The sequence below is a fragment of the Zobellia laminariae genome, from assembly GCF_030553095.1.
GTDB lineage: Bacteria > Bacteroidota > Bacteroidia > Flavobacteriales > Flavobacteriaceae > Zobellia > Zobellia laminariae.
In genome coordinates this window covers 3,910,308-3,922,401 of record NZ_CP130738.1, presented here as the reverse complement: position 1 = coordinate 3,922,401, position 12,094 = coordinate 3,910,308, and the positions used below count along the sequence as shown (strand labels likewise).

General features: G+C 37.5%; 6 protein-coding genes, 1 tRNA gene and 2 pseudogenes. 3 read left to right on the top strand and 6 right to left on the bottom strand.

From position 1 onward, the window contains the following. Nucleotides 1-181: 181 nt before the first annotated feature. Together Q5W13_RS25325 and Q5W13_RS25320 are read left to right on the top strand one after the other, a co-directional pair. Entirely contained in the window at nt 182-766 is a 585-nt protein-coding gene (locus Q5W13_RS25325; protein WP_368662313.1) for a hypothetical protein, read from the top strand. Beyond that, a complete protein-coding gene (locus tag Q5W13_RS25320; RefSeq protein ID WP_368662312.1) occupies nt 751-1,749 on the top strand; it encodes a M28 family peptidase in 999 nt (332 codons plus the stop codon). The genes Q5W13_RS25325 and Q5W13_RS25320 overlap by 16 nt, the downstream gene beginning before the upstream one ends. Nucleotides 1,750-1,865: 116 nt before the next feature. Here Q5W13_RS25320 and Q5W13_RS18780 read toward each other — a convergent pair. After that, nucleotides 1,866-1,941 (bottom strand) — tRNA-His (locus Q5W13_RS18780). Nucleotides 1,942-2,217: 276 nt separating this feature from the next. Here Q5W13_RS18780 and Q5W13_RS18775 point away from each other — a divergent pair. After that, nucleotides 2,218-4,284, top strand: coding sequence for a tetratricopeptide repeat-containing sensor histidine kinase (locus Q5W13_RS18775; RefSeq protein ID WP_304444069.1), 2,067 nt, complete (start codon nt 2,218-2,220; stop codon nt 4,282-4,284). Here the strand turns inward: Q5W13_RS18775 and bshB1 are convergent. From bshB1 to Q5W13_RS18750, 5 genes and pseudogenes are all read right to left on the bottom strand, one after another. Further along, a complete protein-coding gene (gene bshB1, locus Q5W13_RS18770; protein WP_304444068.1) occupies nt 4,281-5,003 on the bottom strand; it encodes a bacillithiol biosynthesis deacetylase BshB1 in 723 nt (240 codons plus the stop codon). The two genes, Q5W13_RS18775 and bshB1, sit on opposite strands and share 4 nt — an antisense overlap. A 42-nt stretch (nt 5,004-5,045) precedes the next feature. Further along, nucleotides 5,046-6,218 (bottom strand): annotated as a pseudogene (locus tag Q5W13_RS18765) (trans-sulfuration enzyme family protein). Between the two features lie 40 nt (nt 6,219-6,258). Then, entirely contained in the window at nt 6,259-7,668 is a 1,410-nt protein-coding gene (locus tag Q5W13_RS18760; protein ID WP_304444067.1) for an MATE family efflux transporter, read from the bottom strand. A gap of 279 nt (nt 7,669-7,947) precedes the next feature. Continuing rightward, nucleotides 7,948-9,463, bottom strand: a pseudogene (locus Q5W13_RS18755) (sulfatase family protein). A gap of 100 nt (nt 9,464-9,563) precedes the next feature. Further along, on the bottom strand, nt 9,564-12,092 hold the full coding sequence (locus tag Q5W13_RS18750; RefSeq protein WP_304444066.1) for an alkaline phosphatase D family protein: 2,529 nt from the start codon (nt 12,090-12,092) through the stop codon (nt 9,564-9,566). Between the last annotated feature and the right edge of the window lie 2 nt (nt 12,093-12,094).

Genomic DNA, 12,094 nt, shown 5'->3' with positions numbered 1-12,094 from the left:
CCACAGGCAATTAGTAGTTTTAAAATTCTCATATCAATAAGTACATCTGGATTTGGTAAAACCTCAGGCAAGTTAACTAAAAAAGTAATAAATCAACACACATAATTATTGCCCAGCCAGCAGACCTGTTCTATTTGTTTTCGTTAATTTTGGGAACTTTTGAAAGCATAACTCATACAACATGAAAAAACTCATTATCCTTGCCATAGGATTGGCTATGGCCTGCAACTCATCACAAACAACTGTTTCTGATGGCGATAAAAACGCAGTTGCTAAACCCACCAGTACCCCTGAACCTTTCGCAGAAACTATTACCGAAAGTGAACTTAAAGAACATCTTTACACCTACGCTTCCGATGAATACGAAGGAAGGGAAACCGGGAAACCTTATCAAAAAAAGGCTGTAGAATATTTAAAAGCCCAATACGAAAAAATGGGAATTCCTGCTGCACAAGCAGACGGAAACTATTTTCAAACAGTACCACTTCAAGTTAGCCAATTACCCGTAGGTTCTCTTTCTATTGATGGCAAAGAGTACCCGTTAGGAGAAGATTTCCTTACTTTTTCTAAAGCAGAAGGAACTTTTGATAATATCATTTACGTTGGTTATGGTATTGAAGAAGGTGATTATTCTGACTACAAAGATATTGACGTTAAGGATAAAGTAATCTTAGTTAAATCTGGTGAGCCAATTGCTGCTAACGGAAACTATCTTTGTCCGGGTCTTCCGAAAAGTCTATCTGGAGTAACATGTCAGAATCTTTAGGCAAGCGTTTAGAGCTAGCTACCTCTAAAGGAGCTAAAGGCATTCTTTATTATGACGAAACTAACTTTGCGCGCTTTAAAAGTAGGTTTGAATGGATGAAGACCAACGAAAGTGGCAGAATGGAATTAGCTAAAGACGATTCAGATGAGTTTTTTAACTTTTTAATCGATGCAAAATTGGCTAAGGCTATTTTACCAAGTATTGTATCCGATAACAAACCAAAAAATTTAGCGAAGAAACTGATTGTTAATGTCAAAAGCGAAAATGGCGATATTGAGTCCGAAAATGTAGTTGCCATACTAAAAGGTTCCGAAAAGCCTAACGAGTACTTAGTGATTTCATCTCACTTGGACCACATTGGTATTACTGCCAATGGAGAAATTAACAATGGTGCGGATGACGATGGTTCTGGTACAGTTGCTCTTTTAGAAATTGCACAAGCTTTTAAAAAGGCTGCGGATGCTGGACAGGGTCCAAAACGATCAATTGTTTTTCTACATGTTACAGGTGAGGAAAAAGGACTATTAGGCTCTCAGTACTATACAGATATAGATCCAATATATCCCCTAGAAAACACAGTTGCCAATCTTAATATTGATATGATCGGCCGTATTGACCCAGAACGTGATGGTGACCGCAACTACATCTACCTAATTGGCTCTGATAAGCTCAGTACAGACCTACACGAGCTTTCTGAAGAGGTTAACGACAAGTACACTAATATTGAGTTGGATTACACTTATAACGACGAGAACGACCCTAATCGTTTCTATTATAGAAGTGACCATTACAATTTTGCAAAGAACAACATTCCAATTATTTTCTATTTTAACGGAACTCACGCAGATTATCATAAACCAGGAGATACGCCGGACAAGATTAACTACGATCTTCTTGAAAATCGTACACGTTTAGTCTTTTACACAGCTTGGGAAGTAGCCAATAGAAACAAACGTTTAGTGGTAGATAAAGCTGCTGAATAAAAATTGTACCAGTAATTAAAAAACCTGCCCTAAACGCAGGTTTTTTTATGTCCTTTTTTGAGGTCATATATAAAACCAAAAAAGCCTTGTCAAAATTGACAAGGCTTTTTATTTCGGGGTGGAAGACCGGTTTCGAACCGGCGACCTCTTGAACCACAATCAAGCGCTCTAACCAGCTGAGCTACAACCACCATTTGTAAGCGGTGGCAAAGATACTTTTTTTCATGTAATCTTTCAAAATAAAACTTCGGTTATTTTCATACCACACCTATATTCTTTACTAGAACAGCTTGACAGTGAATGTATAAACATCAATAAAAAATTGAAAAACATCGATAAAATGCAAGTTACTCTCGCTAAAACACACAATTTTTAGCGTTTCACAACAATTTTTAGAGATATCAACAGTATGTAGATACATTAGATGAATAATTAATTTTAGAAATGCTTTTTGTCAAAATCCATTCTTTGACCTCTAACCTAATGTCCAAATTAGCTATTTTGCTTTTTGGCTTACTTGTATTGTCTACAACAAATATAAGTGCGCAACAAGATGCTAAGGATAGCTTGCAAACACTCATTAAGGAATTAAGAAGCTCCCCTAATTTTTCTATTAAAGACACCACCCATATTAATCTACTAAACAATTTGGGTGATGAGTTAAGGTTTTTCAATACAGATAGCCTTTTATTGCTCTCACAACTTGCTTTAGATTACAGTAAATCCTCCAATTACAAAAAAGGAGAAAGCTATGCTCTTTTAGGATTAGGTAATTACTATTCAGATCAGGGAAATCATACCAAAAGTATGCTTTACTTCAAAAATGCTCTTTCCATGAGTATCGTATCAAAAGATATAGCATTAAGGTTACGGGCACAAAATAAACTTGCCTCTGAATTTGCTTATACAGGAGATTACGCAAAATCATTGATTTACTATTTAGAAGGTATAGATATCGCAAATGAAAACGATGATAAATTCATGCTATCTATATTTAATGAAAATGTTGCTAACCTATATGCATCGCAAAATGATTTCGTTCAAGCCTTAGAATTCTATAAAAAAGTAAAAAAAATAAACGAAGACTTAGGGAATGAATCCATCTCTGCTGAAACTATGAGCAACATAGCCTCTATTTATGCAGACACTGGAGATTTAGAGCATGCCATGTACAATGCTAATACCAGCATAGCCATTTTTGAAAAAACCAAGAAAATGGAATGGCTTGCCTACGCTTATGCTACTAAAGCTAAAATCTATTTAAAAGACAACAAATTTGAATGGGCGCTCTACTGGTATAGACAAAGTGAAATGCTCCATGAAAAAATTCAGGATGATCGTGGTGAAATTGAATTGCTCAATGGTATGTCTCAAGCCTATTTAGGTCTAGGCAATGACGCCATGTCCGAATTATATGCATTAAACGCTTATGCTATTTCAGATAGAATAAAAGACATGGAGGGCTCTAAGCAATGCGCTAAAACATTGTATCAAATAAACAAGAACAAAGAAGATTATACAGAAGCTTTAAAGTACCATGAGATATATCAATCATTATCCGATACTTTATATAGAAATGAAAACAAAAAGAGTCTAACCATGCTAAAAACCAAAATGGAGCATGAAAAACAGAAAATAGACCTTATTAAAGAAAACACTAAACAACTAGATACACAAAGAGCTTATGTAAATGTAGCTTTGGGAATACTCATAATTTTTATTATTGTTACCCTTTTAGTATTCAGAAGTGAGAAAGTACAAAAGAAATTGAATTCCGAACTCCAGAAAAAACAAGCAGATTTAAAGATAAACGAACTTGAACTGCATGAAATAAACCGGACAAAAGACAAATTATTTTCAATTATTGGCCATGACCTTCGTGGACCAATAGCTGCTTTCCAAGGGCTTTTAAAACTATTTAAAGATGGTGAAATAGAGCAAAATGAGTTTATGGGTTTCATGCCCAAACTTTCTAATGATATAGACCATATCTCTTTTACGCTCAACAATCTTTTAACATGGGGCCAAACCCAAATGAACGGAGCGGTTACTAGAGCTGAAGTAGTTGCCCTAGAAACAGTTGTTAAAGAAAATATTGACTTGTTATCTGAAGTGGCAAAGAACAAATCTATTCGTCTTATTAATCACTTAGAAGCAAAAACATTGACGTGGTCAGATACTAACCAAATAGATATTGTAATTAGAAACCTCATCAGTAATGCCGTAAAATTTACCCCCGAAAATGGTATGGTAACCATTACCGCTATTGAGAAAAAAGACTTATGGCAGGTCTCTATTCGTGATACCGGTATAGGTATGAATCAAGATACCATCGAAAAAATATTTTCAGATAACTCTACCTTAACGACCTACGGCACAAATAATGAAAAAGGCACGGGCTTAGGACTATCTCTATGCAAGGAAATGGTAGAGAAAAATAATGGAGTTATTTGGGTAGAAAGTCTGTTGAGAAAAGGAAGTACTTTTCACTTTACCCTACCCAAGGCTAAAAATAAATATCAACGAACAGCTTAAATTAGGTCGTCTATATTGCTAACTGCAACAAAACGTTCTGTGGTAAATCCTTCAGCATACTCAACTCCTACCAATCTTCCTAAATCCTTGGCTCTGTAATTTACACTTTCAATAAAGTTTTTACTACTTATTGGCGTTTCTGGCTCCTTACTTGTTGGATCATGAAACTGTGACGAATAAGCTAAAATAGCTTCCGTTTTCTTTTCAATGAATTCTGAAACATCAACAACAAAATCCGGTTCAATATTCTTCCATTGAATATAATGGTAAACCACCTTTGGTCTCCACTGTGCTTGATTCGCCTCTTCGCCTTCTAACTGGGTTTCAATCTTAATCAATCCACTTAAAAAACAAGCATCACTAACTAGTTTACTTCCTTTACCATGATCAATATGGCGATCATCTATTGCATTACACAAAATAATTTCCGGTCTGTATTTACGAACCATCTTTATAATCTGCAATTGATGTTCTCTGTCATTTACAAAGAAACCATCTGCAAAACCTAAGTTCTCTCTTGCCGAAACTCCTAGAATTTTACCAGCTGCTGCTGCTTCTCTATCTCTAATTTCTGCGGAGCCTCGTGTACCAAGCTCGCCACGGGTTAAATCTACAATACCTACTTTTTTACCACTTGCAATGGCCTTGGCTATGGTAGCTCCGGCACCAAGTTCTACATCATCTGGGTGAGCACCAAAAGCTAATATGTCTAATTTCATTCTATTTTATTGAGTATTGTTCTTTGTTCTGATTAAATGCCTTTAACTAGTCGCTACAACATTACCAGACCTTACTTTTTTTAATGCTTGTTCTATATCTGCAATTAAATCTTCTGGTTCTTCTATGCCCACAGAAAAACGGATTAAGCCGTCTGCAATACCTTGTTTAGCTCTCTCTTCCGCACTCAAAAGGGAGTGCGATGTTTTTGGGAGAAAGAACGGTACTCTCTACCCCTGCTAAACTCATGGAAGATTTTATTAATAATAGTTCTTTTTGAAATTGATTTGCATCATAGTCTTCATGAAGCTCAAAAGATAACATTCCTCCAAAACCTTTCATTTGCGCTTTTGCCAATTCATGCTCCGGATGACTCTTTAGGCCTGGTAGTATACTTTAGTGACCGCTTCGTTCCCTTCTAGGTATTCTGCCATATGCTGGGCATTTATATTTTGAGCTTTCACCCTCAAGCCCATGGTTTTCAAGCTCCTTTCCAATAACCAAACAGTATAGTCACTAAGACTACCGCCAAAGTTCTTTGCCAACCCAAATATTCTATGAATGTTTTCTTCGGATGATGCAACTGCTCCTGCTAGAATATCTGAATGTCCACCCATATATTTAGTGGCACTATGCATAACCACATCAATACCAAAATCTATAGGGTTTTGATTAACGGGGCTCGCAAACGTATTGTCTATCATAGAAACCAAATTATGCTTCTTAGCTAGTTTACTTATAGCATCCAAGTCGGTTATTGTCAATAGTGGATTGGAAGGTGTTTCTATATAGATGACCTTTGTATTGGAACGAATTTCTTTTTCGAAATCCTCAGCTTGCCATCCTTCGGTAAATGAATATTCAATACCAAACTTCTCAAATTCCTCTACAACCAGATTGTAAGTTCCTCCATACAATACTTGCTGAAGAACAATATGATCACCAGCTCTAAGAAAAGCCATTAAGCTTGTGGTAATGGCTGCCATACCACTTCCGAAAATAAGGCCAGCTTCAGTATTTTCTAACGCAGCAATCTTTTTACACAACGCCTCTTGGTTGGGTGTATTAAAATATCTAGGATACCTTTTTACATCAACATCTTCAAAAGCATACGAACTACTCATGTAAAGTGGAGAAATTGCCCCTTTAAACTGTTCGTCTTTAACTTCCCCTACATGGGTACAAATGGTATTGAGTCCTATTTTCTTTTGCTGCATAATTTCAAAAATTTAGAAAGATCAAGTTACAAAAAGAGTATTAGACACTCACCTTTTTCCAGTTGCCTTTTTTAAACCAAATCATAGAAATTATTGCTAGCAGCACCTCAGCGGCAGTAATAGCTATAAATACACCCATAGCACCTAAATTAAGAGTTATTGCCATTAGATAGGCAAAGGGCAATTGAAACAGCCAGAAAGCAATGAGATTAATTTTTGTTGGCGTTCCTGTATCTCCCGCTCCATTAAAGGCTTGGGTTACCACCATACCATAGGCATAGAATATATACCCCACAGCAATAATCTGAAGACACAAACCTCCATTCTCCAGTACAACGGGGTTGGTACTGAACCAACCAACAATATCATAAGCAAAAAATAGATAGATTAAAGAAACAGCACCCATAAAATAGGCGTTGTATTTTCCTGTCTTCCAAACCGAAGTTTCTGCACGATCGGGCTGTTGAGCTCCAAGGTTCTGCCCCACCAATGTAGCTGCGGCATTACTCATGCCCCAAGATGGCATTAAAGTGAATAACATTACGCGGATGGCAATTGTGTAACCAGCCAGTACCTCACTACCAAACTCTGACATCATACGCATAAGAAATACCCAACTAGAAGTCCCTATTAGAAATTGAGCAATTCCCCCAAGTGAGACTTTAATAAGATTTAGCATTACGCTAAAGCGAATAACCATATCCTTAAAGCCGATTTGTATGCGGCTCCAGCCAAAGAACAATACTGCCAATTGAAACAACACAGCTGTACCTCTTCCTATATTGGTTGCTATAGCAGCTCCCATAACTCCATACTCCGGTATGGGTCCCCAGCCAAAAATAAAGATAGGATCTAGTATAATATTAAGTCCGTTGGAGAGCACTAAAGCCCACATGGCAACGGAAGCATCACCTGCTCCTCTAAATATAGCGTTGATTAAGAACAATAGCAGAATAGTAATATTACCTCCTAATAAAAGTTTGGTGTATCCAGAACCTTCGGCTATCAAATCAGGTTCTGCTCCCATTAGCGCAAGTATATCTTCGGCATATAAAAACCCAAGGACACCTACTATTATGGAAACTAGAACTCCTAGCGCAATTGCCTGTACAGCGGCTTCTTGAGCCCCCTTAACATCCTTTGCCCCTATTCGTCTGGCAACTATAGCTGTTGCTGCCATACTCAAACCTATGGCGACTGCATATACCAAAGTAACTACGGATTCGGTAAGCCCAATTGTTGCAACGGCGTTAACACTTACCTGTGATACGTAAGCTATATCTACAATGGCAAAAATGGATTCCATCATCATCTCCAAGATCATGGGAATAGAGAGCATAAAAATGGCCTTACGGATGCTTCCCGTTGTGAATTCTGTTTCTTTACCTGTTACAGCAACTATAAAATACTGAAACAGCTTTTTTAAAGTGATTCTATTTGAATGTGGCATTTGAATTGAAATTATGTTGATAAAAAGAAGAATATGCCAAAACCGAACGAAGTGGGTTCGATTAATTTCTGGGTACAAACCCAGCGACATTAGTGCGGAACATAATTTCTATAACTTCATGATGAATCAAATATCCAATTAATTTTCGATAAATAAAAGGAAAATAAAAAACCGTTCCGAGTATAATGTGCTCGTTATGAACACTTATTACACTGGGGACGGTTATAATTATAAACTAGAATGAGATATTTCTAAAGAATAAAATACCTCAACATGGTTCTATTTTAACTCCAACTCTTCAATCTCTGCATCATTCTTACCTCTTATGGCTTCAAAACCTTCTACCATTTCCTGTAACTTTTCCGGATTTTCTTTAGCAACGTTTTTAGTTTGAGAAAGGTCCTCTTTTAAGTTATATAGTTGGTACTCGCTATCGTTACCTAATTCTATATTAACTTGCTTATTAAGAGCTGCACCTTTATATGGTGGAATCATAGCCCAGTCCCCTTTTCTGAAAGCCGTTTTTCCGCCAGCTTCTAAAACCAATTCCTTTCTACCTTGATCTGTTTTACCCATAAGGGCATTTAGGAAGTTTTCACTATCCTCTCCTTTTTTATCACTGCCTACTAAAGCGGCCACTGATGTAAGTAAGTCTACCTGACAAACCAAAGCATTTGATTTACCCGGTGTAATTTTCCCTTTCCAGTATGTGATGAAAGGTACACGAGTACCTGCTTCAAACAAGCTGTATTTACCACCACGCAATACACCCGCAGGAGTGTGGTTTCCTAATTTTTCTTCAGAGTCATCATAATAGCCATCATTTACAACAGGACCATTATCGCTAGAAAATACAATCAACGTGTTTTCTAAAAGACCTTGTTGCTCTAAAGTCTTCACAAACTCACCTACAACCCAATCCGCCTCAAGAATAACATCTCCACGAGGTCCCATTCCAGATTTACCTGCAAAACGAGGGTGAGGTGTACGCGGTACATGTGGTTGCTGTAAAGCATAATATAAAAAGAAAGGCTCATCTTTATGGTCAGTTACATAAGCTTGTGCTTTGGCCAAAAAGTGATCAGCCATATCAACATCTGTCCATTTTGCAGCTTCGCCACCTTTCATATAACCAATACGTGGTATTCCGTTTACAATACTGTTGTTATGACCGTGATGCCATTTCATAGTAGTTAGCTCTGGGTTATCCAATCCTGTTGGCTCACCTTCAAAGTTCTCTTTATAATTAACTTCTATAGGGTCGTTTGGATCTAAACCATCTACATTACCATTGTCTATATACACAGTAGGTACTCTATCCTGTGTAGCGGCTAGTATATAAGAATAATCAAAACCAACCTCATTAGGACCGGGAGATACTCTCTCGTTCCAATTTACGTTTCCACTGCCTAAGCCTAAGTGCCATTTACCAACTATACCTGTAGCATAGCCCTTTTCTTTAAGCACTTTAGGAACAGTAAGCTGATCCGTACTAATAATTAAAGGCGCTGTTCCCGGAAGTATTTTAGCATCTTTATTTCTCCAAGGATATCTACCCGTAAGAATGGCATATCTACTTGGCGTACATGTTGCCGATGTAGCATAACCGTTAGTAAACTGAACTCCTCCCTCTCTTAAGGGCATCAATATTAGGGGTACTCAGTTCAGTTGCTCCATATGAACTAAGGTCTCCATAACCTAAATCATCCATGTAAATAAAAACAATGTTAGGTTGTTTTGGACTTTCGTCTTTCACTACCGCTTTTTCTTCTTTTGACTTACAGCCAGATAACATCAGTAATAAGATGGTACCAGTTAAAAAATAATTTCTAAAACTTGTCATGAACTGTTTTGTATTTATAAATTAATTTACTCTCAAATTTATTCCTTTTTGCTTAGACAGAAATAGTCTTTTTAGGATCAATGGTTATTTCTATACCACTTATGGTTTTTTCTGCAGCTGCTTCTCCTATAATTAAAGTGTACTTTCCTAATTCATAAACTGACGGGGTATACGTATTGCCTTTAATCCGCATGGCATGTACTAGCTCTTTGGTTTCTTCATTAATAATCTTCAGCAATTGATTGGCCAATTTTACTTCTAATTTTGGAAGATAACCTATTGGTCTTCTACCATCATTATCGGTTTGTTGGATTGTAAGTGGCCATCCCGGATAAGTGTTTTTATCTGACTCGATATCAAGATTAGCTAAAAACCGAATGGCTTCCATTTTTATAGTTCTTTCCATTGTATCAAAAGTAACTATACCATAACCCGAAGCCTTCTTCTGAGCTTTCTGATAACGATCAAATTCTTCTTCAAAATCATCCGTAGGATTACCTACAGCATAGATGTAATTGTCGTTCCCGAATCCGTCTCTATAACATCCTGTGTTTGGTAAACCATGTGCTGGTCTATCTGTAAAAGGTACATTAACCGAGTCTGGTTGTCCCCATCTAGGATACCCTGTAGAAATTGCAGGCGTACAGAACGTCCATCCTCCATCTCTTGGTTCGTTAATACTGTATTGTACCATAAAAGGCAAATGCTGATCTCCATTTATATGAAATGTACATGCCTTTCTTATCGTTTCAACAACCTTATCTCTTTTAGATTTTGGCCATCCCCCAGAATCAAGGTCGCCAAATAAAAATTCCTTCTCCGGACCATGGTGCGTGCCCACATTAGAAAATAGCGTTTGACTAAGCAATACTTTCATGTTAGCTCCTTTCCAATCCGCTACCCAATCATTTAAAAAATCTAGTTGGCGTTGCCCCATAAAATTAAGGTTGTCAGATTCCAACTCTCCGGATTTTGCTGGTGCTGTCAAGTGATCTATTCTCCCCTCTCCCGCTCTCACCATTTCAGGACCCGATTTAAAAAGGCGATCACTAACAATAGCAAAACTAACCTTACCATATACCAAGTGCGTATACCACGTACTAATGTTAGATTTCATAGGAGCCTGATCATAAGCCTCTGGCATATGACCGCATTGTGTTTTATTAACGACGTTTACAAAATTTGGAGTTTGTACTAGACCTCCGTGAGCATCACGTACATTCTCCCATTCTTCAAAAGTGATTCCTTCTCCACCTTCACCCCATAGATTACCTTGATACACATCATGGTCATCCGGGGTACAAATACTAGGTCTATTTCTTAATACATCACCAAAAGCCCAACCAAACATATACCACTTACCCAAATAGTTGAGAATAGCCTTGTCTTCTGGTTGTCTCTTAATAGGATAACCACCGTTACCCTCATAAAGTTGGTCACCAGAAAAATAAAGGATATCAGGATTAGACTTGTCCAAGTTTTCTACTAACGGACGATATGGGAACCCCATGGCATGCTGACACGTAAGTCCCCCAAAGATTAAAGATCTATCTAAGGGTTCTTCACGAATAACTCCCTCATAGGTATGTCTTTCTTTGTCTAAGCTGTAACGTAGACGATATTTTATATCCTCGGAAGCATTCCAATTCGCAATGGAAAAAATCGAGGTAAACGAAACTGGATCAATTTGAACCTTATCTTCTTTTATCCACTTTCCATTTCTTAAAAACTGTAATTCTACTATTTGAGCATCTTTTACTCCTACAGGCGGAAGTTGTGCGGTAAGTTTTAATTTACCTTGTGATAAGGTATACATTGCCCATAGAATAGGTCCAAAGCTATTGTCCGGTTTGTATTGGACCTTTGAGCCTGAAAATTCTATATCGCCCCACCAAAAGGTGCTTTCTCCTTTTTCACTGCCCTTGTTCTCCAGAGCAACAAGTCCGTCTAGACTCCCTTTTACAGTATTCTCTAGAGTTATGCTTTTTCCTGCGGCATCAGTCGCTTTAAGTTCAAGCTCTGTTTCACCTCCATTATTATGCCCCTTCAACTGAAGAGAAACATTTCCAAAGTCAAATCCATAAGGTAGTGCTTCCCTCTTCTTATCTATATAAATTTCTCCCTTTAGGTTTACGCCAACGGAAACACCTTTACCAAAGTAACAAGCCGCTTTTACACTATTAGGATCTGTGTTATCTTTTATCCCAACGGAAAAACCGACACCTCCTTTTTTACCTTTATCTTCCAGTAATCCCGAATTTCCAGTAAACTGAAAATCTCCTTGGTTCTCACCAAGTACATGAGTTAATATATGAAGCCTTGATTGCTTCTCTACCCCTGAAAACTCAAGTCGGTTATTTTTAATTTCCCAGTCCTCCATTGGTACCGCCCAGAAGGAACTTCCTATCCACACACGTTCATTTAACTTTTTAAAATCTGCCTTAAAAGGTGAATTGACCAAGTCTGATGAGGTAAAATCTGTAAACACCATTTCTTTTGCAAGAATAGGATTAAAAGGACTTGCCAGCATGGGCACGGCAAGTCCTAAGTTTTGAATAAATTTTCTACGTTTAATTGTCATAA

Coding starts and splice junctions, on each gene's coding strand:
- bshB1 (WP_304444068.1), bottom strand. CDS start 5,003: ATGAAATTAGACATATTAGCTTTTGGTGCTCACCCAGATGATGTAGAA.
- Q5W13_RS25325 (WP_368662313.1), top strand. CDS start 182: ATGAAAAAACTCATTATCCTTGCCATAGGATTGGCTATGGCCTGCAAC.
- Q5W13_RS18760 (WP_304444067.1), bottom strand. CDS start 7,668: ATGCCACATTCAAATAGAATCACTTTAAAAAAGCTGTTTCAGTATTTT.
- Q5W13_RS25320 (WP_368662312.1), top strand. CDS start 751: ATGTCAGAATCTTTAGGCAAGCGTTTAGAGCTAGCTACCTCTAAAGGA.
- Q5W13_RS18750 (WP_304444066.1), bottom strand. CDS start 12,092: ATGACAATTAAACGTAGAAAATTTATTCAAAACTTAGGACTTGCCGTG.